Raw genomic sequence first — 26168 nt, forward strand, 5'->3', positions numbered from 1 at the left:
GGCCCTGAGCACTGGCCCGGAACTACGCTGTCGACATCAAGTCGATCCTCCTGTCAGGTAATTCACTCAATCTCGTGCGACTTCGTGTCGCACCCCACCGCTCATGGTAGAGGGCCAGCAGATCCTCGGCCGGGTGGCGGCGCACATCGGTCAGCGTGGTCGCCAGCCGGTACTCGCCCCGATGGGTGCTGCCGTCCGCGCAGGTGACGGTGACGGTCGCGGTGATGACACGGACCGGGACCCCGGCGATGACCGACAGGAAGGAACCGTCGGCCGGGATCCGCAGCACGGCGGGCCTGCGCGAGGAGCAGATTCGCAGTAGCAGCGCAGCCCGTGAGGCGTGCACGGCACGGATGAAGGCGTTCGCGTCGAAGCCGCGGTCGGCGAGCACCAGCATGTCCTGCCGCAGGTGGCCCATCAGCTGCGAGGCGGCCTCCACCTCACCGCGATACGGGCCTACGACCGCGCCGAGCAGGGCCCGTGTCCCGGTCTCCGCCAAGGCCATCACCGCCAGCAGCGGATAGGCGGCCACCCCGGCCGCGACCTTGTACCGGCCCAACCAGGCCACGTTGTCGCCGGTCTCGGGGACCCGGGTGGACCGGCAGCCGTCGAACGCGACCGTGCGCAGACCCCGATAGGACACACCCCTCGCGCACGGGCGCCCCAGCGGACCTGCCGCAACCTCGAACAACTCCCGTAGCGGGTCCGGGCCCAGGCGCCGGCGCGCATCGGCCAGGCCGGCCTCGGTCACCGCCGCGACCAGGCGTCCCGCCTGCCGCAGTGCGGCGCACAGTGTGTCCCACACCCGCCCGTAGGAGGCGTCGGCGAACAGGGCCAGCGCCAGCACGAAGTACACCGCCACCCGGCCCGGCACCGTACGCGTCCGACCGCGGCGGCCCGGCCGGTCCAGGATGTCGTCGACAAGCTCGAAAGGGATGAAGCGAGTCAGGGCGCCAAGATGCCCCGGAGCGAACGCCCCGCAGGCTGTCGTGAGGGTCTGAGTCAGCGTCATCGTGCCACACTGGTCCGGCAACGGGACCTCCGGTGTGTTGGTCTGTCTTGGTCGACGACTCAACTGCCGGAGGTCCCGTTCCGTTCTCCAGTCCCACCACCCCGACACGCCGTTGGATGCTTGACAATCGACCACCTCGACCAACTTGTCGGCATTGCTTCAAGATTCGTCAGGACGAGCAGGGCGCGCAGGAGGTGGGTGGCGCGGGTGGTCTCCGTGCTCACTCGCAAGTCCAGTGCGTCGCGCAGTAGTTCCGGTCAGGAACCCGAGCTGCCGCAGCATCGTCATCCTTCCGCCATCCCGACGGCGGCATCTGCCTCGGCGACGCTCTCCCAGCCCTTCTGCTTGAGTACAAACGCGGCGACGAGGGCGGCGACCACCAAGAAGGCGGCGGAGATGTGGAACGCCGTCTGGACCGCGCGGTCACCGGGCCCGACGGCGGCTACCGTCTCGACGTGCCGGGCCCCGGCTCGTACGTCCTGATCACCTCGGCCGGAGGTTCCGCCGACGCCAGTAGCGGCAGCGGTTCTCCTGTCCGGGACCGGTCTCGATGTTCTGCCCGTTCTGTTCTTCAGGGCCGGTGACCCGGCACCGCCGGTCTCAGGACCAGGCGATCTCGCCATGGCGGTCGATGAAGCGTCCGGTGCCGGCACCGGGCCCCTCGGTGGCGAGGGCGACGATCGCGTCCGTGCCCTCGGTGACGGTCTGGGAGCCGCTGTGACCGTTTATGTCGGTCGCGGTGTAGCCGGGGTCGGCGGCGTTGACGCGAATGCCCTTGAGCCCTTTGGCGTACTGCGTGGTCAACATCGTCAGCGCCGCCTTCGAGGAGGCGTACAGCGGCACGACGACGTGCGACTCGGACCGGCCGGGGTCGTGGGTGAAGGCGAGGGAGCCCATGCCGCTGCTGACGTTGATGATCACGGGGTCGTCCGAACGGCGCAGCAGCGGCAGGAACGCGGTGGTGGTGCGGACCACGCCGATGACGTTGACGTCGAGGACGGCGCGGGCGTCGGCGGCGGTGAGGTCGCCGGGATCACCGAAGGGACCCTGGACCCCCGCGTTGTTGATCAGGACATCGATCCTGCCCTCGTGCTCGGCGACGTCCGCGGCGGCGGCGGCGGCCACGGACGCGTCGTCGGTCACGTCGACAGGGACGAAGCGTGCGCCCAGCGCGGCGGCTGCCTCCTCGCCCCGCTCACGGTCGCGGGCTCCCAGGAGAACGGTGTGACCGCACGCGATGAGGCGGCGGGCGGTCTCGCGGCCGATGCCCTTGTTGGCTCCGGTGATGAAAGTGATCGTCATGCCTTCGATAGTTGCCTTGACGAGGGAGCCGGACCAGGGACGCTTCGACGGTGGGAAGACCAGTACCACCCTCGCGCCCCCGCATGTGATCGGGGACGCGGGAGGATGGAGAGCATGACGACGACACCCCCCGGAGCTGGACTGGGCGCGATGATCCGCACGTGGCGGAACCGGCTGCCCCCGTCAGCCGCTGGGCTGCCGGTCGTCCGCAAGCGACGGGCTGTCGGGCTGCGGCGCGAGGAACTGGCCGACCTGGCCGGAGTGTCGGTCGACTACGTCGTGCGCCTGGAGCAGGGGCGGGCCACGACACCCTCGGCGTCGGTGGTGGCGTCCCTGGCGCGCGCTCTCCAACTGTCCACCGCCGAGCGGGACCACCTCTACCGGCTGGCCCAGATCGTGCCGCCGGCGGACGGCACGATCTGCGACCATCTCCCGCCCGGTATGCAACGGGTACTCGTCCGCCTCGGAGACGTACCGGTGGCCGTGTTCGCGGCGGACTGGCAACTGGTGTGGTGGAACCACGGGTGGGCCGCCCTGCTGGGAGACCCCTTGGCCTCGCCGCCGCGGATGCGCAACTTCGCCCGCGACAGGTTCCCGGTGGACGTCGATCACACCCCCCTCGCGCTGTGGCCGGTCACCGAGACGGACCCCGACACCGCCGACGCCGCCCTCGTCTCCGATCTGCGCCGCGCCACCGGCCGCTTCCCCCGGGACAGCCGCCTGGCCGCGCTGGTCCGCGACCTGAACGCAGGCAACGAGAGGTTCGCCGAGCTGTGGGCGACGGGAGAGGTGACCGCGAACCGCGAGGTCCACAAGAGGGTCGATCACCCGTCGGTGGGCCCGGTCACGGTGGACTGCGATGTCCTGACCGACGGCGACACGGAGCTCAAGATTGTCATCATGACCGCCGCGCCGGGCAGTGAGGACGAGACCAAACTCCAGCTCACCACCGTCGTCGGCCCACCGGCCGGCACGCGCAACTGATCCGCCCCGCCCATCGGCCGACCGACGGCTCACGGTTTTCGTGACGCACCAAACCGTTGGACACGCACCGACGGGTGATCAGGACGGCCCGCTGGCGGACTGCCCGGACAGCGCCCTCGTTCCGCCTGGCCACGAACCGCGGTGCCCTGTTGACATCACCCTCGCCGCGCTGGGTGGTCGGTGGACGCCGCTGGTAGTCCGCGAGTTCCTACGCCGCGGTCAGACCACATACTCCGAACTGTCCGCCGCCCTGCCCGCTCTCTCGGACAGGCCGACCCAGTTGACCAGTGCGGGCGTCATCGAGCGTCACCGCACCCCGGGCTGGCCTCCGCGCGTCCGCTACATTCTGACCAGCCAGGGCCGGGCGCTGGAACCAGTGGCGCGCAGCATGTGGGAGCGAGGCACAGCGCGACGGGACGCCCTTAACCAAACGCCAGACCCGTAGAGCTCGCCGGGTGCCGACGCTGCCGACCGGAACAACGACTCCAGTACTGAGAGGTCGCCCCCACTCCGCGTCCAGCTCGAACGCGAACAGAGGCGCACGCAATCGCCACAGGGCCAGCGTGGCGGCGTGACGCCGCCGGAGTGGCGGCATGGTGGCGGACCGCTCGGTCTGACACGGTCAGCGCTGCATCATCGCGCGAATCCTTGAGGTCCATCGCTCCCCGCTCGTTCTCTTCGCCTCGGGGCAGTCCAGGGACCGCCGGTTCCCGCTGTCGTACCTCTGCGCCATGATCCATCCATGCTGTGTGCGAGAACCGAGCGCGGACTCACCGTGGAGAAGCCCGGCCAGACAGCCCTGAGTCGGCTGGTGGCAAACCTGGGACGCGGCGATTCCCACGTGGTCGTCGAACGACTCGGCGAGGACGAGCCCGAGGGCGACTGGTACATGCAAGTACGGCTCCGGGAGAACAACACCTACCAACTCGAGTTCCGCGACGGGATCGCGGCGGAGCACTACCAGACCATCACCGTCTCCCAGGAGAAAGTGATCGTCGCACTCACGGCCTGGGCTGCCGGCCGCTCGGGGTGGCGAGAGGCGTTCATGTGGACGAACATCGGCAGTTCGTTCACGACGAACGAGGTCGCCGCTCAGCCGGGCGAGGCCGCCGACCGATCCTCCGGCTGAAGGCCGACGCCGGGCGTTGGCGGTCCGGTGCGGTCTGCTCGCCATCGTGGACCCAGCGGCAGCGTGGAACGAGAAGCCGGCAGCCATCACCGTACCCAGCAATCGCCGTCCCTTCAGTGCGACTTGACCCTCACGCAACGGGAGGCCCTACGGTCCGAGCCATGAGGATTGTTGTTCACGACACGGCTTCCGCGATGCTCGACCTCCTCCAGCGGCCGGTGGAGGAGCGGCCCGACGCGCTGCGAGAAATACTCAGCCCGCTCCAGAGCGTGATGTCCGCGGCAAGTGGCATAGACCTGGTTCGGATGCACCAGGTGGGCAGTGGCTTCCGGGTCGACCGTGAGGACGCGCGGTACCTACCCGCCCTGCGTCAGCTACAGGACGCGGGGGTGTGGAACCGGATCGAGGAGTCTCTCGCCGGCGCGTGGGAACGGATCAGCGGTGCGGTGCCCGGCGTCAGGCACGCCGAGACCGTGCACGTGGTGGTGGCGCTCGGCGACCCCGACGACGAGCATCTCACCGTCCGAAGTTCCGGCTATCTCGGCATGGGCGGGTTCCCGGGGGCGATCTACCTGCTGGTGTGGCCGACCGGCACGAGCCTGGAGTTGATCGGCCACGGCGCCGCACACGAGCTCCACCACAACGTGCGCTACGCGAACGTGGCGTGGAACCCGATGACCGTCACGGTCGGCGAACAGGTCGTCGCCGAGGGGCTGGCCGAGGCGTTCGTCCGGGAGCTGGCCGGCGAGCAGGCCATGGGCCCGTGGTCGAAGGCGCTGACCGGGACCGAACTGGACAGTGTGTACGAGAGGATCACCGCCCGGATCGATGTGGTGGGGATGCAGAACCTGACCGCGTACGTGCTGGGCGATGCCACCGCGCAGCGCATGGGACAACAGCCCGTGGGGATGCCGGACTTCGCCGGGTACGCGGTCGGACTGCGGATCGTGGACGCACATCTGGCGACCTCCGGTCTGACCGCTGCCCAGAGCATCGCCCTGCCGGCACACGAGATCCTCGCCAACGCGGGCGTGCCGACGAGCATGTGACCGCCCCCGGGCAGGTCGTGCCCCGCAGGGCACCTGGTCCGACCCCGCACCGCCGCGGGGCCGGACACCCGGGCGAGGACGGACCGATCGATGCGCCGGGCGACCTGAGCTGGGCGGCAGTCAATAACACAGCTCCTGCAGGAAGTCGCCGGGCTCGGGCTCGGCATCGCGCTCGACCGCGGTCCACCGCTGGCCGGCGTTCACAGGTAGCCCCGCCGACCGCAGCACGCGTCGCCGACGCAGGCAACTCCTCCGCAGTGCAAGGGAACCGGCACTCCAGGCGCGCGTCAGGCTCCCGGGCCCGGCCGGCTCATGACCACCTCCCCGACGAACGTCCGGTGCAGCCGGTCCAAGCCCGGCGCTCCGAGCGAACGGGCCGCCAGCCAGGCGGCGGCGCCGGCCGCGTTCCCCGCGTGCGAGATCTCGGCTTCCGGCCATCGCTCCGCGATCCGCTCGCGGACCACGGCCGCCAGCGGTGAGCCGACCGAGATGACCCCACCCGCCAGCACCACCGGACCGTCCGTGCCCGGTGGGCGGACGGTGCCCAGCGTCGCGAGCAGATGGTCCGCCGCCTCGCTCACCAGGCCCCGTGCGGCCGGCTCGCCCGCCTCGGCGGCCCGCAGCACCAGCGGCGCCAGGCGCGCCAGCCGTACGGGTGGCTCCGCATGCACCGCGCCGATCAGGGCCGACCGGGGGTCAGCTGCCTCCGTGCCGCCCAGCAGGGCTTCGACCACCGCCCCCGGGAGGCCGGTCAGCTCCTCCCGCCGGTCGATCCGACCGAGGGCCAAGCGGACGGCTGAGTGCCCCAGCCAGTAGCCGGAGCCCCGGTCGCCGAGCAGCCAGCCGTGCCCGTCCGCGAGCCGGACCGGGGCGAAGTCGCGGCACTCCCCCGCGACCGCGCCCGTGCCGCTGATCAGGACCGAGCCCGCAGGATGGCGGGTCCCCGCCGCGAACGCCAACTCCACGTCGGTGGCCGGCCGCGGTTCGACCGTCAGCCCGACCCGGGACCAGACCTCCGCCAGCCCGCCCGCGGTCACCAGCCCGCCGGCCAGCCCTAGCACTCCGGCGGCTACCCGGGCTGGATCCACTCCGCTCAGTGCCGAGCCGAGGGCGTCGGCGATGCTCCGCGCGGCCTCGGCCGCGCCGTGCGAGACCGGGTTCCCGCCACCACCGCGTGCCGTACCGACGACGCGGCCGCTCGTCTCCGCGACCACCACCCGGGTGGTGGTGCCCCCGACGTCCAGGCCCAGGACCAAGTCCTCCGGCGCGAATGGCGTGTTCACGGCCTAGTCCTATCGCACCGAGACTCGATCGGACCCCCGGCGACACGCCCGGTTCTCATGCCGTGCGCCGGATCCGGCCCGCGTACCGCGCCTCCGGCATCCGGTTGTGCTCGTCACCGCCGGGGATGTCGGCGGACAGATGGACCGGCGGGGTGCCGCCCGCCTCCTCGATCAGCGAGATCACCTCGGCGACCATCTGCTGCGCGGGCAGGGTGGCCGTGATCGAGGAGATCGCACAGGCCCGGCCGCCGCCGTCCATCGGCAGGACCGCGTCCCCGTACGGCGCGCCGTTGTCCAGCACCGCGTCGGCAAGGTCGCTCAGCCGCAGCCCGGACGGGTGCCCGGGCTCGACCCGGTCGGTGTGCTCGGCTGAGGTCACGGCGATCAGTCCGTGCCCGTTCTCCTTGACCACGGGAGGACGGCCCCGGCGGGTGGGGGCCCGTTCGGCCACCGGAACTGGCAGAGGATTCGCCCCGCGATCAGTGACATGAGCCTTTCAGCCGAGCGGATTTGCTGCCACGCTTTCCATTCGGCCTCAGGGGTTGGAGCGCCCCTCTGCGGCCGCCCGGGTGGTGTGTCGAGGCACGGCGTGGAACCGCTCATCCGCCGACCGGTCCTGACGCTTCCCGCCGGGCCGAGAGGCGCTGTCTCCTGAGAGGCTCGGATGAGAAGAAAGTTTCTTCTGCCCTTCGTCACCGCGGCCGCCCTGCTGCTGGCGGCCGGTACGGCGACTCTCGCCACCCCCTCTGTGGCGAGCGCCGCCGACTGCACTTCCACCCAAGTGGTCGCCAACGGCGGCTTCGAATCGGGGAGTTCGCCCTGGTCCGCGTCGAACGGAGTGATCACCAGCGGCGGGGGCCAGAACGCCCACTCCGGCAGTTCCTTCGCCTGGCTCGACGGGTACGGGTCCTCCCACACCGACACCCTCAGCCAGACCCTCACCCTGCCGGCCGGCTGCAGCACGGCCAGGCTGGCGTTCTGGCTGCACGTCGACACCGCTGAGACGAGCACCTCGGTCGCGTACGACAAGCTCACCGTCGAACTCGGCACCAGCACGCTCGCGACGTACTCCAACCTGGACGCCAAGTCCGGGTACGTGCAACAGTCCTTCGACGTGTCCGCCTTCGCGGGCCAGAGCGTCGCCCTCTCCTTCACCGGCGTGGAGGACTCCGGGCTGCAGACCAGCTTCGTCCTGGACGACGTCGCCCTCGACGTCTCCGGCGGCGGCACCCCTCCGCCGCCCCCGGCCGACGCCACCCGCACGCCGTCCTCGGCCGCCTACACCGTCAACCTGAGCAGCGACGCCTCGGGCGCCAACTGGACCGGCCACGAGAGCGTGAGCTTCACCAACGCCTCGGCCACCCCGCTCAGCGAGGTCTACCTACGGCTCTGGGACAACTACCACGGCAGCTGCCCCAGCACGCCGATAACCGTGACCGGTCTGACCGGCGGTACCGCGTCTGCGCTGTCGGTGGGCTGCACCGCTCTCAAGGTGACGCTGCCCGCGCCGCTGGGCCAGGGGCAGAGCGGCTCGATCGGCTTCTCGCTCGGCATCAGCGTGCCGAGCGGTGCCGACCGGTTCGGCCGGGACGGGGCGTTCAGCTTCATCGGCAACGCCCTGCCGGTGCTGGCGATCCGGGACGCCTCCGGCTGGCATCTCGACCCCTACACCAACAACGGTGAGTCCTTCTACTCGCTTGCCTCCGACTTCAAGGTCACCCTCGACCACCCGTCGAACCTGCTGGTGCCCGCCACCGGCACCTCGGTGGACACCCCCGGATCCGCCGGACGTACCGTCACCACCGCGACGGCGGGCAAGGTCCGCGACTTCGCCTGGGCGGCCGGGCCGTTCACGGAGATCTCCGGCAGCTCTCCCAGCGGGGTGAAGGTCAACGTCTACTCGGTGAGCGGCATCGGCTCGTCGGACGCCCAGTCGATGCTGAGCACCGCCGAGTCGGCGATCGACGCGCACGCCCAGCGCTTCGGTGCCTACCCGTACGGCGAGGTGGACGCCGTGCTGGACAACAACTTCTGGTTCGGCGGGATGGAGTACCCCGGCTTCGTGCTCGACCTGGTCAACAGCACCGCCCTGACCCATGAGCTCGGCCACCAGTGGTGGTACGGCATCGTGGGCGACGACGAGTACAACAGCCCCTGGCTGGACGAGGCGTTCACCGACTACGCCACCGACCTCGCCCTCGGCAAGACCGGCTCCGGCTGCTGGAACAGCGTCTCCTGGGCCTCGCCGAACGAGAAGATCACCAACTCGATGGCTTACTGGGACGCCAACTCCTCACGGTACTCGACCGTCGTCTACGGCTACGGCAAGTGCGCCCTGCACGACCTCCGCAACCTGATCGGCGATGGCGCGATGACCAAGCTGCTGCACGACTACGCGCAGGCCCACTGGTACGGCGTCTCGACCACCGCCGAGTTCAAGGCCGCCGCCCAGGCCGCCACCAGCACCGACCTGAGCTCCTTCTGGACCCAGCACCGGATCGACGGCTGAGCCGCCGTCCCCGCCCGGCCGCGTGCCCCACGCTGCCGGGCGGGGGCTCCGTACCTGGTACCGGCGGCCGGGCGCAGCCGGTCGCGGATGGTGCCGATGGCCGATTACGCGGGCGTAGGCTCGCTCGGCTGGGTGAATGGCGGGTGTGCTGACGGTTCTCCGGAGCGGGAGGTGCCGACACTTTTCTGCGGGACCGCCCCCGGAACCGTCCGGCAGCGGAGGTTCCCGCATGACCAGGCACCATCCCCCCAGGAATTGGAGAAGACCGTGAAGGACATCCGCAGGGCCCTCGTGCTTGCCGGGGCAGCCGGTGCGCTCGTACTCGGGTCGGCTGGAGTAGCCTCCGCCTCGGCCACCGCCACGGGCACCGCCACCGACTCGCCGGGTGTGCTCTCCGGCAACGTCATCCAGATCCCGATCGACATCCCGGTCAACCTCTGCGGGAACACCATCAACCTGGTCGGCCTGCTCAACCCGGCCTCCGGCAACACCTGCTCCAACGCCGGTTGATCACCCCACTCCCAACCCGACGACGGGGACCGGTGCCGCCCCAGCAGGCGGCATCGGTCCCCGTCATCCGTTTCCGGGCCTCGGCGAGCCGGGGCCCGCCGTCTCCGGGCATCACCTGCCCGGACCTCAGCGCGGCTGGGCCTCGATCGCCAGTACGATCCGCTCGCACAGCTCGTGGGTGCGCAGTGCGTCACGGGCGGAGACGGTGCGGCCGGCGCGGACGGCCTCCAGGAAGGCCAGGACCGCCTGCTCGATGCCGCGCTGGCGGGCCACCGAGACCCAGTCACCGCGTCGGCGGACCGTCGGCTGGCCCCTGTGGTCGATCACCTCGGCGAGGTTGAGCACCACGCGCTTGGAGTCACCGCCCGAGACCTCCAGGACCTCCTCCGCGGAGCCGCTGGCCCGGTTCATCAAGCCGAGCGCAGTGAAACCGTCCCCCGAGAGCGTCAGTACCAGGTGCTCGACCAGTCCGTTCCGGGTCCGTGAGCGGACGTCGAAGTGCTCGATCTCACCGGGGATCAGGAAGCGGAGCGTGTCCACGACGTGGATGAAGTCGTCGTAGACCAGGGTGCGGGCGGCCTCCGCCAGGCCCTCACGGTTCTTCTGCAGCAGTATCAGGTCGCGCGGCCGCTCCTTGGCCAGCAGGCAGCCCGGCGCGTGGCGCCGGTTGAAGCCGACCATCAGTGAGCGGCCGGTCCGCTCGGCGAGGTCGACCAGGTGCCGGGCGCCGTCCAGGTGGTAGTCGAGCGGCTTGTCCACGTACACGTCCACGCCCGCCTTGAGCAGCTGCTCGACGATCGGGACGTGCTGGTCGGTGGAGGCGTGCACGAACGCGGCGCGCAGACCGCTGTCGATCAGCTCACCCAGATCGGTGAAGCGGTGCTCGGGGCCGACCCGATAGGTGTCACCGAGACGGTCGAGCTTGGCCCGGTCGCGGGTCATCAACCTCGGATCAAGGCCGGGCAGCGCGGTGAGGACCGGCAAGTACGCCTTCTGCGCGATATCCCCCAGGCCGATCACACCGACAGGAAGCGGGGCGTCAACGGCAGCGGGCTGGCTCACGGGGTCTCCTGTCAGATGGACGATCATCGCCAGCCCCACCCTATGCGTCGGTCGCCACCCATGGTCGAGCCCTGATGGGCGGCCCCGGTCAGGGTTCAGCCACTCGACGTACCTGTCCGGTCCGCGCCGACCAACTCGGCCGCCCCGCTCAGCCGGACCCGGTCGTCGCGGTCCCCGATCAGTGTTCGAGCACCGTCCGGCCACCCGTGCGGGCGGGCACACCATCGACGTCGGCGGCGGACCACCGTGGTGCGTATTCGCTTACGGAACAGGCGAGTTGCCACTATCATCGGATGGCTTCACGCCCGCCGGGTCAACGGACGCAAAGGGGGGACGATGGCGCAGCGGACGACGCGCAGGGCTCGTGGATGGTGGCGTGCAGGCGTGCTGGTGTGCGCGGTGGTGACGTTGGCGGGCTGCGGCTCGTCCGGGCAGCGAGTGGTGTCGGTGCCGTCCGTGCCCGAGTCGACGCTGCCGGACACGCCGACGCCCACACCGCCTCCCACGCCGACGCCCGCGCCGGATCCGCCGCCGACCACACCGTCGGCTGTGATCTACGGGTGCGACGGGCAACCGGCCGCTCGGCCCGACTCCTTCATCCTGCTCTGCGGTGACGGCGGGGAGCGTCTCGAGGGGATGACCTGGTCGGGTTGGGGCGGGTCGACGGCCACGGCGACCGGGCAGGTGTGGCGCAAGAGCTGCGTCCCGGACTGCGCGACCGGCAACGTCCTGCCGTACCCCGCCACGGTGACCGTCAGCGGCCTGAACGGCGGTAGTTACGGATCCATGCGCGTGGACGCGCCCGACTCCCCCACGCCCGCCGAGGAGTTCACGCTCGACTCCAGCGGGCCGCGCGTGGTGCAGAACGGCTGAGCGTCGGCTACGCCGCGCAGGGCTGCCAGTACGGGAGTTGGGGTACGTACTGGCTCCAGCGGTCGCGGGTGAGGGCGCCCGCACTGGTGGCGCAGAGCCGCCGGATCGCCGCGGCCGCGTTCAGGTCCAGCAGGCGGACGGTGGCGTCGGTGCTGGCGATGGCGAGGGTGTGGCCGTCCGAGCTGAACGCCACCGAGTTCACCGCGCCGACCGGGCCGGTCAGCGGCTGCCCTAAGCGGGCCGGAGCCCGGACGTCGCCGACGGTCCACCGCCAGACGGTCCCGTCGCTGCCACCCGCCGCCAGCGTCCGCCCGTCCGGACTGAACGCCACCGAGCCGACCGCGCCCGACGATCCCTTCAGCGGATCGCCGAGCGGGCTCGGAGCCCGGGGATCCGTCGCGTCCCACAGCCGGACCGTACCGTCGCCACCACCGGCCGCCAGCGTCCGTCCGTCCGGGCTGAACACCACCGAACCCACCCCGCCCGACGCCCCCGTCGGCAGGCTGCCGAGCGGGCTCGCGGCCTGCGGGTCCGCTACGCTCCACAGCCGGATCGTGCCGTCGCCACCTCCCGCTGCCAGCGTCCGCCCGTCCGGACTGAACGCCACCGAACTCACCCCACCCGCGAACCCCCGCAGCGGCTCGCTGAGCGGGCTCGCGGCCCTGGGGGCCGTCACCTTCCACAGCCGGACCGTACCGTCGCTGCCACCCGCTGCCAGCGTCCGCCCGTCCGGACTGAACGCCACCGAACTCACCCCTCCGACAAAGCCCATCAGCGTCGTCAGCGGCACCGGCTTGCGCGGATCGGTGATGTCGGACAGCCAGACCGTCCCGCCGCCCGCGCCTGCGGTGCCGAGCGCCAGGGTGTGCCCGTCCGGGCTGAAGGCCAGGGAGCCGACCGGGCTCGAGGCGCCCGACTCGGGCATGCCGAGGGGCACGGGGCTGTGCGGATCCGCCACCTCCCACAGGCGGGCCATCGTGATGCCGTTGGAGGTCGCCAGCAGATGCCCGTCCCGGCTGAACGCCACCGGGCCGCCGCCGGGGAGGAGGGTCGGCGGCAGGCTCCACAGGGTGACGGCACCGTCGCGGCCGGCCGCGGCCAGGGTGTGCCCGTCCGGGTTGAACGCCAGTGACACGGCGGCATGCTCCGATCCGCTCGGCAACTGGCCGAGGGTGTTGGGGAAGTAGGGGTCCGTCATGTTCCAGAGGCTGATGATCCCGTTGGCGTTCGCCACGGCGAGCACCCTCCCATCGCGGCTGAACGCCACCGAGAGGACGTCGCTGGTGAGTCCGGCCAGTGGCTGACCGCGCAGCTTGGAGCCGGGCTGCCGCGGATTCTGGATGTCCCAGATCTCCAGGGTGTCGTGCTCCCCGCCGACGACCAGGAAGCCGCGGTCCGGGCTGACCGCCATCGGGGTGCCCGCGGCGTGGAACTCCGACAGGTGCTGTGCGGGGTGCGACGTGTCGCCCATGCCCCACAGCTCGACGTCGCCGCCCGAGTCGTCGGTGATCAGCAGCCTGCCGTCCGGGCTGAACAGCAGGGAGGAGACGACACCGATCGGCCGGATCTCGGGTCCGCTCGGCTGCGCCGGATGCCCGGGATCGGTGACGTCCCAGAGGTTCACGATGCCCGAGCCCCCGCCGCCGGCGCTGCCCGCCTCGGCAAGGGTGTGCCCGTCCGGACTGAACGCCACGCCGGTGACGTCTCCGGCCGCGGTCAGCGGTGGGCCGAGCCGGGTCGGGTGCCGCGGATCGGTCACGTTCCACAGGGTCACCACCCCGCCGGTGTGTCCGGACGCGCCGAGGTTTCCGGCGGCGAGGAGGTTTCCGTCGGGGCTGAACGCCACCGAGACCACCGGGCTGGCCGTCGGCGGCTGTGCGTAGCCGAGCAGCACGGCATGGTGCGGGTCGCTCACGTCCCAGAGCCGTACGCCGTTGTCCGCGCTGCCGGTGGCGAGGAGCTGCCCGTGCGGCCCGGTGGCGACCGACCAGACGACAGCACCCGGGGACACGGCCAGGTCGGTGGCGATCGAGGTGTTCTCCAGGTTCAGCAGCCGGGAGGCGGTGTCCTGGTTCGGGGCCCGGTCGTGGGCGACCAGGGCGAGTTGGGCGGCGAGTGCCGGGTCCGTGCCGGCCAGTTGCAGCGCTTCGGCGGAGATCTGGTTGTTGATGGCCGTGGTGGCTGCGGACCGAGCCGCGGCGCTCTGCCGGAGGGCGAGCACTGCGGCGGTGAAGGCGATCAGGGCCAGGGCCGTGACGGCGGCGATCCCCCGGTGGCGCCGGCGTCGCGCCCGCTGCTCCTGGCGGCTCGCGGCGCGCAGGAAGGCGACGGCGGTGGCACTCAGGTCGCCCGGGTGACCGGCGGCCCAACTGAGCGCGGATTCCAGGAGGTTGCCGCGGTAGAGCAGGGCACTGTCGCGGTCGGCGCGGCGCCAGGCGGCGGCCGCCTCCTCCATCTCCTGGCGGATCAGGTTCCCGGCGCGGTCCTGCTCGATCCAGCCCTTCAGCCGCGGCCAGGCGTCGATCAACGCCTCGTGGGCGATGGTCACCGTCAGCCGGTCCTTGGTCAGCAGTCGGTGCTGGATGAAGCCGTCGACCACCGCCGCGGTCAGCCCGCCTCCGGGCAGATCGCGAACGAGGTCCAGGTGGGCGACGTGCCGGCGGGCGTCGTCGGCGTCCCGGCCGACGGCGACCAGCCGGAGGAACAGGGTGCGCGCGACCTCGCGACCCTCGGGGGTGAGGGCGGTGAAGAGATCCTCCGCCGTCCTCGCGATGGCACCTCTGATCCCGCCGGTGAGCCGGTAGCCGTCGACGGTCAGGGTGCCGTCCCGGCGCTCCTGCCAGGTCAGCCGCAGCGTGTGCGCGAGCATCGGCAGCCCGCCGGCCCACGAGCCGGCCGTCCCGTCACCCGGTGCCGGGTCCCCGACGGCGCCGAGATCGGCCAGCAGGAGCTCGACCAGGCCGTCCTGGATCTCCAGCCCGACATCCTCCGCCGGGTGGCGGATCGCCTGCTCGATCTCGGCCTCGCTCATCGGGTCCAGCAGCACCGGGTCGGCCCGCAGCGCCGCCCGCAGCTGCTCGTACGCCGCGCACTGCGCGTAGAAGTCGGCGCGCAGACCCAGCACGACCAGCGCGTTCCCGGCCGGCGGCCGGGCGAGGCGGTCGAGCACCTCGATGAACCAGCGCCGCTCCGCCTCGTCGGTGCACAGCGTGAAGATCTCCTCGAACTGGTCGACCACCAGCACGAGTCCGGCCGCACCGGCGCCGTGGAGGATCTCGTCTACGCACCGCTCGGCGTCCGACCGCCAGTCCTGCGCCGCGCCATCGTGGCCGACCGCCGTCGACAGCGCCACCGCCGGGGCGGCGGTCGGGGTCAGCAGCACCTGCCGCCAGTGCGCCGAACCCTCCACCGGAAGGCTCCCGTCGGCGATGTCGGGCAGGACCCCGGCCGCGAGCAGCGACGACTTTCCCGCCCCGGACGGACCGAGCACGACGAGCGGGCCGCCCTCCCGAAGCCGCGCGTCCAACCGCCCGCGCACCAGCGCGACGGCCTGCTCGCGGCCGTAGAACCACTCGGCGTACGGCGCGGTGAACGGTTCGAGGCCGGGGTAGGGGCACCGGTCGTCGGCACCGCGCCCGGCCGGTCGGCGAGGACGGGTGCGCCCGAAGGCCTGGATGATGCTGATGTCCCCGCCCGCGACGTAGGCGTCGCCCCCGCCGGTGACGCGGACATCCAGGCGCGCGGGCGGCTCACGCTCGGCGCCCCCGGAGGCCTGGGCGTCCGGCTGCCCGGTCACGCCGACTCGCTCCGTGGGGCCCGGGCTTCGCGGTTGACCGTGAGGTCCCGTCCCGCCACGTACGCGTCTCCCCCGCCGGTCACCTGGGCGTTGATCGTCGTCGAGCCGGCGCCGGGCCGCCGTCCGTCGGCGTCGGGCTCGGCGAGCGCGCCCTCGAGCAGCGCGCGCAGTTCGTCGGCCAGATCCGGCTGGGCGAGCAGCAGTCTGGACAGCCGCGCCTGCCACTCGGCCACCAGCACCTGCTGCAACTGCTCAGCGTTGCCGGCCTGCTGGGCGGCGAGCAGGTCCGCACGGGCCTGGGCGAGATCCTCCTCGGCTCGTTCCGGATGCGAGCGCCGCCATAACGCCAGCACGACGGATTTCACCGCGGCCCAGCTGTCGGTGGCGATCACGTTCATCAGCTGGCCAGCGGCGCTCGACGCCAGCGCCGCCAGATCCGGACCCAGATCCACTGCCTCATCAACCCCATCGTGTCGGGGTGGCCACGATACTTATATCGGGCCACAAAGAAACTTGTTGATGCCTCGTCATACATGTTCACACAGCAGGAGATCCGCTCCAACCTTTCGGCTGGGGAACGGGTCCGTCGCACGCGGCGGGCCGGCATGTGGGGTTCCAGGAGTCAGCCCGGGCTCCTGACGCGCAGCAATGCAGGCATCATGGCGGCTCAGGGCACAATCCCCGCCAACTACCCGGCCAGCCGGTTCCGCCGGGACCGGCGAGTGGGTGACCGAAGCCCGGCAAGGGGCGGCTCCGGCGGCCTTGATGGCAATGATCCGGTCCCGGCCGCAGAGGCGGGCGGTGGTGATCGCGGCGAGTCCAACCGCACCCCGATCGTCTCAACCTGTCACACTGACGGGCGACTTGGGCGATGAACACTCATCGGCTAGATTGACTGATGGACAGTCAGAGTGCCCTCGTCTGTCATTGAAGGGCTGACCGAGGTGCCTACGGCAGGGGGCCGACCATGGAGCCGGAACTGGCAGCACTGGCAACGGGCGCTGCGACCACGTTGGTGCGGCTTCTCGCGACCGAGAGCTGGGAGCAGGCCAGAGATGCGGTCGCCCGGCTCTGGCATCGGGTCCATCCCGAGCGGGCCGAGGCCGTCACGGCGGAACTGGACGATTCTCGGGCAGAACTCCTCACGGCGCTCCAGGATGGTGACGCACAGGCCGAACAGGAGCTGATCGGCGAGTGGCGCCGACGTCTCGGCCGGCTGATCCAGGCTGGTGGACCTGAGCTGGTGGACGAACTGCGGCGGGCGATCGATGAGTTGAGTCCGCGCCCTCCCGAGAGCGACCGCACCGAGTCCGGCGGCGTCCGGATGCACGCGACGGCCTCCGATCGCGGCCGGATCTACCAGGCCGGGCGGGACCAGCACATCGTCGAGCGATGACCGACCCTGACTCCGGCGGCCGACCGGAGGAGCCTCGGATCCATCTGGAGGCGCACGCGTCCGGGGATGCCGACGTCCACATGGCCGGCCGGGACCTGCACATCCACCTGGAGGACGGCACCCACGGGGTGCGGCAGCTACTGTCCGGCGGTTCCGGGACGGAGTGCCCCTACCCGGGTCTGACGGCCTTCAGCCCGGACGAATCGCGACGGTTCTTCGGACGGAACCAGGCGACCGCAACTCTCGTTCTGCGGCTGACCGAGCGCCTTGGTTCGGGCGGTACGCAATTCGTGCTCGGCGCGTCGGGAGTAGGCAAGTCCTCTCTGCTGCGTGCCGGACTGCTGCCCGCTCTGGCCGGCGGTGCGTTGCCCCCGGCAGCGGCCGCCCGATGGCCGCGGCTGGTGTTCACTCCTACCGCCCGGCCCTTGGCCGAGGCCGCCCGCGCCCTGGGCGAGGCGTTGGACCTCGATCGGGAGGCGGTCGGGCCGACCGCGGCCGACCCCGCCCGGCTGGCCGCCGCCGTGCGCGCGGGGTTGCGCGGGGCCGCCCTGGACCGGCTGGTCGTCGTGGTCGACCAACTGGAGGAGCTCTTCACCCTCGCCCCCGACGAAGACGAACGGCGCGCCTTTCTGGAGTTGATGGCGCGGTTGTCGGGGCCGGACCAGGGCGACGGGCCCGCCGCCCTGGTCGTGTACGGGATGCGGTCCGACTTTCACGGCCGGGCCAGCGGCTACCCGCTCCTGCGGACGGCGCTGGAGGACCGGCCGGTGATTCTCGGACCGCTGTCGGAACAGGGCCTGCGCGAGGCGATCCTCTTCCCGGCGCGCTCCTCGGGCCTGGACGTGGAACCGGGTCTGGTGGAGTTGCTGTTGCACGACCTCGGCGCGACCGGCGGTGGGGAGTACGAGGCCGGCCGGCTCCCGCTGCTCGCCCACGCCCTGCAGGCGACCTGGCAGCTCCGGGACGGCCACGTCATGACCGTCCAGGCGTACCGGGACACCGGAGGCATCCTCCACTCCGTCGCGTCCACCGCCGAGCGGGTGTTCGCAGGCTTCGACGAGGACGGGCGGCGGTTGGCGCGCTCGCTGCTGCTTCGGCTGGTGGAACTCGGTGACGGGACGGACGACATCCGGCGACGGGCGACCCGGGAGAGCCTGCTGCGCGAGGGCCCGGATCCGACGAGTACCTCGGCCGTGCTGGACGCCATGATCAGCGGCCGGCTGCTCTCCCAGCGGGAGGACACCGTCGAGATCACGCACGAGGCGCTGCTGCGAGCCTGGCCGCGGCTCCACGGCTGGCTCGGTGAGGACCGCTCGGGCAAGGTGCTCCACCAGCGGCTCGCCGACGCCGCCGAGGCCTGGCTGCGGGCCGGCCGGAGCCGGGGCGACCTGCTGCGGGGCCAGCAACTGGCCCGGATACGCGAGTTGGTGAAGGGTCCCGACCGCGGAGCGGAACTCTCCGAGCTGCAGCGGGAGTTCCTCGCCACCAGCGTCCGCGCTGCCCGGTTCCGGCGGTCGGCTCGCATCGGCGGGGTGCTCACACTCGTCCTCGCGGTCGTGGCCAGCGTGATCGCCGTCCAGCAGCACCGGCAGTCCGCACGCCGCGAGGCGGTGATCGCCTCCCGCCAGCTCGCCGCGAATGCGGCGGCCGTCCGTTCCACCGATCCCGCCGCGGCGCTGGAACTGAGCCTGGCCGCCTATCGTACGTCGCCCACCCCGGAAGCCCGGGACCAGATGTACGCCTCCTACACGACCCGCTACCCCGTCACCCTCGAAGACCCCTCGGACAAGAACCACACCGGAAAGGTCCTCGGCCTCGCGTTCAGTGCCGACGGGCAGGTCCTTGCAAGCGGCGACAACAGCCACACGGTCAAGCTCTGGGAGGTGACCGACCCGGCCCGGCCCGCCTTCGGCGCAGCCGTGAACACCGAGGGCACCGCCGCGGTGGCCTTCGCCCCGAACGGGCGCGTGCTCGCGACGCACGGCCGCAGGTCCCTGCAGCTGTGGGACGTGGCCGATCCGCACCACCCCAAGCTGCTCAGCGGCACTCCCGACGGGACGGACACCGCGTACTCCCTGGCCTTCAGCCCGGACGGGCACACCCTCGCGACCGGCAGCGACAAGGGAGCCGCCCAGCTCTGGAACATCGCCGACCCCGCTCGTCCCGTACCCGTCCGCACGCTCTCCGCGGACTCCAAGGAGATCACCGGCGTGGCCTTCCACCCCGACGGGCGGATCCTGGCCACCGCGAGCACGGGCGGCAGCGTCCGCCTGTGGAACGTGGGATCCGAAGAGCCGACCGTCCTGGCCACCATGTCGGTCGGGAGCGCCTGGAGCCTGGCCTTCCATCCGGCGGGCAGGCTGCTGGTCGCCGGCGGCACGTACGGGCAGCTCAACTGCTGGGACGTCACCGATCCGAGCCGACCGGCGGCGAAGGAGATGACTCCCGATCCCCTCAGCGCACGGGGGGACTTCCTGGCCGTCGCCTTCAGCGGAGGCGGTGACGCGTTCGCCGCCGCCAGCAGCGACGGCAGCGTGAACCAGTTCCAGTTCGGCCGAAAGCCCGACCCCGGAACGGTGGACCTCAACCGATGGAACGTCCTGCACGGCTCGGGGCCGCTGCGCGCCCTGGCGTTCAGCCCCCAGAACGGCACCATGGCGACCGGAGGCGACGACGGCCGGGTACGGGTGTGGACCACCCCTGGGGTGTCGATCCCTCAGCACATGGTGGGCCAGACCGGGGGCGCTCCGGGGACGGCCTTCGGCGGGGACGGCCGCATCCTGGTGACCGGCGACCGGGACGTCGGCGTCAAGCTCTGGGACATCGCCGACCGGCGCCACCCCGTCCAGGGCGCCACGCTCCCCCGCCCGTGGGCGAAGGCCGCATTCCTGGCGGATGGCCACACCCTTCTCACCGAGCCGGACGACGACTCGTCCGTCGGCCTGTGGGAGGTCACGGACGCTCATCGTCCCGTCCTGGAGTCCACCTTCGAACGGACCGGACCGGCGGACGGACATCTCGAGGTGGCGGCGAGTACCGAGTCCGGCCTCCTCGCGCTGAACAACTCCTCGGAGGGCGTGGTCCACCTCTGGGACATCGCCGACCGCCGCCATCCGCGGGAGAGCGCCGCCGTGACGGTACCGGGCACGCTGACCGGGCTCGGACTTCACCAGCAGGGGCGTGCCCTGGTGGCGATCGACGCCAATCAGGACGTGCAGCTGTGGAGCCTCGCGGATCCGAGCCACCCTGACGGTCCGCATCCACTGCCCCTGGAGTTCCACGACGCCTGGGGTGTGGCCAGCAGTCCACAGCACCGGATGCTGGTCATGGAGAAGGACCGTGACGTCCAGCTGGTCGACGTGGCCGAGATCAGGAACCCCGTACGGAAGGGATCGCTTCAGGTGGCGGCGGACGCCATCCGGTTCTTCGGCGGCGGTCGGTACGTCGTGGCCGCGTCCGACAGCGAAAGGGCCGTCAGCTTCTGGGACCTCGACAAACCGGACGCCTGGATCTCGAAGATCCCGCTGGCCAACTACGGCTCCGTAGGCGACCTGGCGGTGAGCGGGGACGGCCGTACCGTCGGCCTGGCCACCGGCGGACTCACCGGCTCAGACGTGCTGTTGTGGAACGCGGCCGATCCGACGAGCGTGTCCATCGGCTCCACCCTCACCCTGAGCGGCACCGACCTGGAGTTCACTCCCGACGGCCGCACCGTGGCCACCGATGTGCCCGACCCTCTGTACGGTGACGGCGTCCGCCTCTGGGAGCTGGATCCAGATCGCATGTACCAGGTGATCTGCGCCGATGTCGGCATCCCGGCCGACAGGCAGTGGACGGCGTACGCCGGGCAGCATCCGTACCGGCAGCCGTGCGTCTGACTCCGGGCCACCGAGCCTTTTCACGTCGGGTACACCGTCAGGACACGCCTTGGCTGTCGGCTGAACACCATGGGAAGGTTGTCCGAAAGGTCTAGATCGTTTTCTCTCTTTGCGCCAGGATGCTGCGCGGCCGGTGGAACGACAAGGTGGGAGTCAGGACTGCGCTGGCAGACCTACGCCGAGGCGCTGCAGAACGCCGGCGTGAGCTGGAAGGTCTACCAGAACGCCAACGACAACTTCGGCGACAACGCCCTGGCCTACTTCACACAGTTCGCGAACGCCGCCCCCGGCACCCCGCTGCACGACCGCGGCATGGCCTCCGTGCCCGCCGTCACCGGCCGTACTCCGGACGACATCGCGCTGGCCATCAAGAACGACGTGCTGAACGGCACCCTGCCGCAGGTGTCCTGGGTCGTGGCCGACCAGCAGTCCTTCGAACACCCCTACGCCACCCCCGAGGACGGCGCGCACTTCGTGCACATGGTGATGGACGCCCTGAACGCGGACCCGGGCGTGTTCAACTCCACCGTCCTGCTGCTCAACTACGACGAGAACGACGGCTTCTTCGACCACGTCCCGCCCCCGGCCGCACCCTCCGGCACCCCGGGTGAGTTCTACAACGGCACCAACATCGGCCTCGGCTTCCGCGTCCCGCTGATAGCCATCTCGCCCTGGAGCCACGGCGGTTGGGTCAACTCCCAGGTCTTCGACCACACCTCGGTGCTGCGCTTCCTCGAGGTGTGGACGGCCGACCTCGGCAAGCCCGCCGGCTGCGTCAACATCAGCGACTGGCGCCGCAAGGTCTGCGGCGACCTCACCGGCGTCTTCGACTTCGCCAACCCGGTGTACGGCATGCCCTCGCTGCCCGACACCTCGCAGACGATCGGCCTGGCCACCTGCGGTCCGCTGCCCAACCCCTCGCCGAGCACCAACTCCCGGCCCGCCCAGGAGCCCGGCACCCGCCCGGCCCGCGCCCTGCCGTACCAGCCGGGCGCCAACCTGGACCGCATCGAGTACGACAACACCAGCACCACGAAGGTGTGGCTGAAGATGTCCAACGACGGCGGACACGGCGCCGCACACTTCGCCGCCTACGCCAACGCCCACCGTGACGGCGGCCCGTGGCAGTACACCGTCGACCCCGGCAGCCCGGTGAGCGACTTCTTCAACTGTGGCTGGTTCTACGGAAACGGCGCCTACGACCTGAGCGTGGTCGGCCCGAACCGCTTCCTGCGGCGCTTCATCGGCGACACCACCAAGGCGGGTGGCAACGTCGGCGTCACCGCCTCCCACGCGCCCGCACCGGACACCGGCAAGCTCGCGGTGTGGTTCGCGCTGGCCAACAACAGCGGCTCGCCGGTGACCTTCACCATCACCACGAACCACTACCGCCTCGACGGCCCGTGGACCTACACCGTCCGGCCGGGCGCGTCCGTCAGCGACTGGTTCAACCAGGTGGCCTACTGCAACGGCTGGTACGACTTCACCATCACCGTTGACTCGGACGGCGGTTGGTCTCAGCGCTTCAGCGGCCACCTGGATGACCGGAAGCCCCAGCATCTCCGGCTGACCCCCGGGGCGCGCGCGGCATGTCGGACCGGTGCAGAATGCGGCCATGGCCATTGCGCGTTGGAACGGCGAGATCATCGCCGAGAGCTCACGGACCACGGTCGTCGAGGGCAACCACTACTTCCCCGTCGACTCGGTCCGGACTGAGTTCCTGGTCCCCTCTGCGACCACCTCCATCTGCCCCTGGAAGGGCACCGCCTCCTACTACACGCTGCGGGTGGCGGGCGCGGAGAACCCGGACGCGGCCTGGTACTACGCCGACCCGAGCCCGGCCGCCGCGCGGATCGCCGGGCACGTGGCGTTCTGGCGTGGCGTCGAAGTCACCGGCGAGTAGGGCCGGTTGCGGGGTCGGGGCGGCGAAGTCGCCGACGGGCCGGGCCGGTTGACGTTCGCGGGGCGTCAGTCGACCGAGAGCCCCCGGGCCGCCGCCGTCAGGGCGTCCAGGACCGGCCGGATCAGCGGATGCCGCTCGGCGCCGCTGCGTACGGCGGCGAAGACCTTGCGGGTGGCGAGTGCGCTGTCCACCTGGCGTACCGCGACCCGGGAGAGGTCGACCCCGCTCAGGGCCGAGCGCGGGACCAGCGCCACGCCCGCCCCCGCCGAGGCGAGGGCCACCACCGCACGGAAGTCGTCGGAGGAGTGCACCAGCCGGGGCTGGAAACCCGCGTATTCGCAGGCCAGCAGGACCACGTCATGGCAGGGGTTGCCGGGGTAGGGGCCGATCCACGGCTCGGCGGCGAGCTCGGAGACGGCTACCGGGCCCGCGGCGGAGGCGAGCGGGTGGCCGAGCGGGAGTACCGCCTCGAACGGCTCGGCGTAGAGCGGGACCCTGGTGAGCCGCTGGTCGTCGGCGCGCGGCGCACCCCGGTACTCGACGGCGACGGCGATGTCCGCCAGCCCGTCCAGCAGCATCGGCAGGCTGGCGTCGCCTTCGGCGTCCAACACCTTGATCCGCACCCCGGGCGCCTCCCCCGCGAGGGCGGTGATCGCCGGGGCGAGCACCAGCGCGATCCCGGTCGCGAACGCCGCCACCGTGACCTCGCCCGCCGCACCCGCGCTGTACGCGGCGAGGTCGGCCTCGGCCCGTTCGAGCTGGGCGAGCACCGCGTCTGCGTGGCCGAGCAGGATCTCCCCGGCGGCGGTGAGGCGGACGCCCCGGCCGTCGCGGGCCAGCAGGTCGTGGCCGGTCTCCTGTTCCAGCGCGGCGAGCTGCTGGGAGACGGCGGACGGGGTGAGGTAGAGCGCGGCGGCGGCGGCCGTCACGGTGCGGTGGTCAGCCACGGCCCGCAGGGTCCGCAGCCGTCTTGCGTCGATCACTCACACATTCTGCCAGTGTGGAGCGGGTGCGCGGTCGCGGCCGGTGCCCTGCGGACTGCCGGTGCCCGGTGCGGGGCCGGGCGGGTACGGCCGCGCCCGTCCTCTCCGGTAGGTGGGCTCAGTGTCGCGGCGCGGCGGGCCGCAGGTAGGCGAACCAGGTCAGCAGCAGGCACAGCGCGTAGTAGCTCAGGAAGACCAGGTAGGCGGCGTCGCCGTTGTGCGCGGTCAGGAAGGCCTGCCGGAAGGCGATGTTGACCAGGACCCCGCCGAAGGCGCCGACGGCTCCGGCGAGGCCGATCAGGGCGGAGATCGACCGGTGCGCGGCCCGTTCGGTCGCCACGGGGTCGGCACCGGCGCGGATCGCCGTGTCGGCCCGGACGCGGTGGATCGCCGGGATCATCTTGTAGGTCGAACCGTTGCCGACACCGCTGAGCGCGAAGAGGGCGACGAAGCCCGCCAGGAACAGGACCAGCGAGTGCTGCCGGGAGGCGGTGAGCACGGTCGCCGCGCCCGCTGCCATGGCGGCGAAGGTCCAGAAGGGCACTCGGGCCCCGCCCCAGCGGTCGGCCAGCAGCCCGCCGACCGGACGGGCGAGCGAGCCGAGCAGCGGTCCCAGGAAGGTGAGGCAGGCGGCCTTGACCGCGGTGTCGAACCGCTCTGCGACAACGGTACGGCTGCCTCATCCCGCTCCGCGACCGCCTCGCCGAGACGGGTTGGGGCTGCGACCGGCCGGCCGGAGCCGGGCGGCCCGGCCCCCGGGATCCCCGGGCGGTCGTCCTCGCGGGGGCCGGCTCCAGCGACCGGGCGGCCAACGCCGACACGGCGCGCATGGCGCGGCTGCTGCAGGAGCGGCTGGGCGTCCGGTGACCGCCTCCCATCTGAGCGCCGCCGTGCCCACCCCGGCCGAGGCCGTGGCAGCCCTCCGTGCCCGGAGACACCGCCAAGTGGCCGTCGCCGGCTACCTGTCGGCCCCCGGCTTCTTCGCCCGGCGCGCCACGCAGGCCGGCGGCTGCCTGACCTCCGCGCCGCTGGGCCCGCACGAGGCCGTCGCCCGCCTCGTCCTGCACCGCTACGACCAGGCATTCGACTGCTGAACCGCCCTCGCCTCGGGGCGCGGTGTGAGTCCGCTCCGGCGAGAGCGGTGCTGCAACACCCGGCCGGGGGGAGCGCGCGGCGCCGTCGCACTGCCGGTGCGGCCGTCCTGTCCCGGTACGGCCGCACCGACAGCGTCTCCGGGCCGCCCCGCCGGCGGCGTTGCGGCGCCGGCGGGGCAGGTCGAACGGAGCGGCCGGTACTACTCGCCGAGCGCCGCGCGGGCGTCGATGAAGGCCGCCACGGCGCGCTCGACGTCCGCGGTGGAGTGGGCTGCCGAGAGCTGGACCCGGATCCGGGCCTGGCCGTGCGGGACGACCGGGTAGGAGAACCCGATCACGTACACGCCGCGCTCCAGCAGCAGTTCGGCCAGTCGGCCCGCCTTGGCGGCGTCACCGATCATCACCGGCGCGATGGCGTGCTCACCGGGCAGGATCTCAAAGCCCGCCTCGGTCATCTTCGTCCGGAACAGCTTGGTGTTCTCGGCCAGCCGCTCGCGCAGGTCGCCGGACTGCTCCAGCAGGTCGAGCACGGTGAGCGAAGCGGCGGCGATCACCGGGGCGAGCGAGTTGGAGAACAGGTACGGGCGCGAGCGCTGGCGCAGCAGTGCGACGATCTCCCGGCGCGCGGCGACGTAGCCGCCGGAGGCGCCGCCGAGGGCCTTGCCGAGGGTGCCGGTGATGATGTCCACCCGGTCCATCACGCCGTGCAGTTCGGGGGTGCCGCGCCCGCCGGGGCCGACGAAGCCGACCGCGTGCGAGTCGTCGACCATGACCATGGCGTCGTAGCGGTCGGCGAGGTCGCAGATCTCCCGCAGCGGGGCGATGTAGCCGTCCATCGAGAACACGCCGTCGGTGACGATCAGGCGGCGGCGGGCGTCCTGGGCGGCCTTGAGCTGCGCCTCCAGGTCGGCCATGTCGCGGTTGGCGTAGCGGTGGCGGCGGGCCTTGGACAGCCGGATGCCGTCGATGATGCTCGCGTGGTTGAGCGCGTCGGAGATGACGGCGTCGCGCTCGTCGAGCAGGGTCTCGAAGACACCGCCGTTGGCGTCGAAGCAGGAGGAGTACAGGATGGTGTCCTCCTGGCCGAGGAAGGCCGAGAGCCGGTCCTCCAGCTGCTTGTGGACGTCCTGGGTGCCGCAGATGAAGCGCACCGAAGCCATGCCGTAGCCCCAGCGGTCCAGCGCGTCCTTGGCCGCCGCGACGACCGCCGGGTGGTCGGCCAGGCCCAGGTAGTTGTTGGCGCAGAAGTTGAGCACCTCTCCGGGGCGTCCGCCGGCGGTGACGGTGACCGCGGCGCTCTGCGGGGTGCCGATCACGCGCTCGGGCTTGAAGAGGCCTGCCTCGCGGATCTCGTCCAGGGTGGCGGCGATGTCCTCGCGGACGTTGTCGAACACGATGTCTCCTA

22 protein-coding genes are annotated in these 26168 nt (G+C 71.7%); 12 read left to right on the forward strand and 10 right to left on the reverse strand.

Annotated elements, in window-relative coordinates:
- Positions 1–22 precede the first annotated feature (22 nt).
- Both ABD369_RS26490 and ABD369_RS26495 read right to left on the reverse strand, forming a co-directional pair.
- Positions 23–1012 carry a transposase domain-containing protein gene (locus tag ABD369_RS26490; protein WP_344639060.1) on the reverse strand — a complete coding sequence of 330 codons (990 nt, stop codon included), beginning with the start codon at positions 1010–1012 and terminating at the stop codon, positions 23–25.
- Positions 1013–1612: 600 nt separating this feature from the next.
- Positions 1613–2314 (reverse strand): SDR family NAD(P)-dependent oxidoreductase, encoded by a 702-nt coding sequence (locus tag ABD369_RS26495; protein ID WP_344639061.1) that lies wholly within the window; start codon positions 2312–2314, stop codon positions 1613–1615.
- A gap of 105 nt (positions 2315–2419) precedes the next feature.
- On the opposite strand from ABD369_RS26495, the gene ABD369_RS26500 reads away from it, so the two are divergent.
- The 4 genes from ABD369_RS26500 (at position 2420) to ABD369_RS26515 (ending at position 5476) form a co-directional block, all read left to right on the forward strand.
- Complete coding sequence (locus tag ABD369_RS26500) at positions 2420–3298, forward strand: helix-turn-helix transcriptional regulator (protein WP_067136177.1); 879 nt, start codon at positions 2420–2422, stop codon at positions 3296–3298.
- Positions 3299–3338: 40 nt separating this feature from the next.
- Complete coding sequence (locus ABD369_RS26505; protein WP_344639062.1) at positions 3339–3743, forward strand: winged helix-turn-helix transcriptional regulator; 405 nt, start codon at positions 3339–3341, stop codon at positions 3741–3743.
- A gap of 297 nt (positions 3744–4040) precedes the next feature.
- Positions 4041–4427, forward strand: a complete 387-nt coding sequence (locus ABD369_RS26510; RefSeq protein ID WP_344639063.1) for a hypothetical protein — start codon at positions 4041–4043, stop codon at positions 4425–4427.
- Between the two features lie 161 nt (positions 4428–4588).
- Complete coding sequence (locus ABD369_RS26515; RefSeq protein ID WP_344639064.1) at positions 4589–5476, forward strand: DUF2268 domain-containing putative Zn-dependent protease; 888 nt, start codon at positions 4589–4591, stop codon at positions 5474–5476.
- Positions 5477–5763: 287 nt separating this feature from the next.
- On the opposite strand, the gene ABD369_RS26520 is transcribed toward ABD369_RS26515, so the two are convergent.
- Positions 5764–6759, reverse strand: coding sequence for an N-acetylglucosamine kinase (locus tag ABD369_RS26520; protein ID WP_344639065.1), 996 nt, complete (start codon positions 6757–6759; stop codon positions 5764–5766).
- A gap of 55 nt (positions 6760–6814) precedes the next feature.
- A complete protein-coding gene (locus ABD369_RS26525) occupies positions 6815–7171 on the reverse strand; it encodes a hypothetical protein (RefSeq protein ID WP_344639066.1) in 357 nt (118 codons plus the stop codon).
- Positions 7172–7423: 252 nt separating this feature from the next.
- On the opposite strand from ABD369_RS26525, the gene ABD369_RS26530 reads away from it, so the two are divergent.
- Together ABD369_RS26530 and ABD369_RS26535 are read left to right on the forward strand one after the other, a co-directional pair.
- Positions 7424–9268: a M1 family aminopeptidase gene (locus ABD369_RS26530; protein ID WP_344639067.1), complete on the forward strand. Its 1845-nt coding sequence runs from the start codon at positions 7424–7426 to the stop codon at positions 9266–9268.
- Between the two features lie 255 nt (positions 9269–9523).
- Positions 9524–9778 carry a chaplin gene (locus ABD369_RS26535; RefSeq protein WP_344639068.1) on the forward strand — a complete coding sequence of 85 codons (255 nt, stop codon included), beginning with the start codon at positions 9524–9526 and terminating at the stop codon, positions 9776–9778.
- Positions 9779–9904: 126 nt separating this feature from the next.
- On the opposite strand, the gene ABD369_RS26540 is transcribed toward ABD369_RS26535, so the two are convergent.
- Positions 9905–10840: a Gfo/Idh/MocA family protein gene (locus ABD369_RS26540; protein WP_344639069.1), complete on the reverse strand. Its 936-nt coding sequence runs from the start codon at positions 10838–10840 to the stop codon at positions 9905–9907.
- Between the two features lie 456 nt (positions 10841–11296).
- Between ABD369_RS26540 and ABD369_RS26545 the strand changes: the two genes are divergently transcribed.
- Complete coding sequence (locus tag ABD369_RS26545; protein ID WP_344639070.1) at positions 11297–11713, forward strand: hypothetical protein; 417 nt, start codon at positions 11297–11299, stop codon at positions 11711–11713.
- A gap of 7 nt (positions 11714–11720) precedes the next feature.
- On the opposite strand, the gene ABD369_RS26550 is transcribed toward ABD369_RS26545, so the two are convergent.
- A complete protein-coding gene (locus ABD369_RS26550) occupies positions 11721–15509 on the reverse strand; it encodes an nSTAND1 domain-containing NTPase (protein ID WP_344639071.1) in 3789 nt (1262 codons plus the stop codon).
- Positions 15506–15961, reverse strand: coding sequence for a hypothetical protein (locus ABD369_RS26555; RefSeq protein ID WP_344639072.1), 456 nt, complete (start codon positions 15959–15961; stop codon positions 15506–15508). The genes ABD369_RS26550 and ABD369_RS26555 overlap by 4 nt, the downstream gene beginning before the upstream one ends.
- Before the next feature lie 515 nt (positions 15962–16476).
- Between ABD369_RS26555 and ABD369_RS26560 the strand changes: the two genes are divergently transcribed.
- The 4 genes from ABD369_RS26560 (at position 16477) to ABD369_RS26575 (ending at position 22686) form a co-directional block, all read left to right on the forward strand.
- On the forward strand, positions 16477–16905 hold the full coding sequence (locus ABD369_RS26560; RefSeq protein ID WP_344639073.1) for a hypothetical protein: 429 nt from the start codon (positions 16477–16479) through the stop codon (positions 16903–16905).
- Positions 16902–20783: an nSTAND1 domain-containing NTPase gene (locus tag ABD369_RS26565; RefSeq protein WP_344639074.1), complete on the forward strand. Its 3882-nt coding sequence runs from the start codon at positions 16902–16904 to the stop codon at positions 20781–20783. Before ABD369_RS26560 ends, ABD369_RS26565 begins: the two co-directional genes overlap by 4 nt.
- Before the next feature lie 201 nt (positions 20784–20984).
- Positions 20985–22499 (forward strand): alkaline phosphatase family protein, encoded by a 1515-nt coding sequence (locus ABD369_RS26570; RefSeq protein ID WP_425557785.1) that lies wholly within the window; start codon positions 20985–20987, stop codon positions 22497–22499.
- Positions 22399–22686: a DUF427 domain-containing protein gene (locus tag ABD369_RS26575; protein ID WP_344639075.1), complete on the forward strand. Its 288-nt coding sequence runs from the start codon at positions 22399–22401 to the stop codon at positions 22684–22686. Before ABD369_RS26570 ends, ABD369_RS26575 begins: the two co-directional genes overlap by 101 nt.
- Before the next feature lie 65 nt (positions 22687–22751).
- On the opposite strand, the gene ABD369_RS26580 is transcribed toward ABD369_RS26575, so the two are convergent.
- Positions 22752–23669 (reverse strand): LysR family transcriptional regulator, encoded by a 918-nt coding sequence (locus ABD369_RS26580; protein ID WP_344639076.1) that lies wholly within the window; start codon positions 23667–23669, stop codon positions 22752–22754.
- 118 nt (positions 23670–23787) lie between these two features.
- The gene (locus tag ABD369_RS26585; RefSeq protein WP_344639077.1) at positions 23788–24213 is read right to left on the reverse strand and encodes an MFS transporter; all 426 of its coding nucleotides are present in this window, start codon (positions 24211–24213) and stop codon (positions 23788–23790) included.
- A 319-nt stretch (positions 24214–24532) separates the two neighbouring features.
- Here ABD369_RS26585 and ABD369_RS26590 point away from each other — a divergent pair, with 319 nt between their 5' ends.
- Complete coding sequence (locus ABD369_RS26590) at positions 24533–24763, forward strand: hypothetical protein (RefSeq protein ID WP_344639078.1); 231 nt, start codon at positions 24533–24535, stop codon at positions 24761–24763.
- Positions 24764–24963: 200 nt separating this feature from the next.
- Here ABD369_RS26590 and ABD369_RS26595 read toward each other — a convergent pair whose 3' ends face one another.
- A complete protein-coding gene (locus tag ABD369_RS26595) occupies positions 24964–26157 on the reverse strand; it encodes a glycine C-acetyltransferase (protein ID WP_344639079.1) in 1194 nt (397 codons plus the stop codon).
- Between the last annotated feature and the right edge of the window lie 11 nt (positions 26158–26168).

Origin of the sequence: Kitasatospora cystarginea, from assembly GCF_039533515.1 — a bacterium.
GTDB lineage: Bacteria > Actinomycetota > Actinomycetes > Streptomycetales > Streptomycetaceae > Kitasatospora > Kitasatospora cystarginea.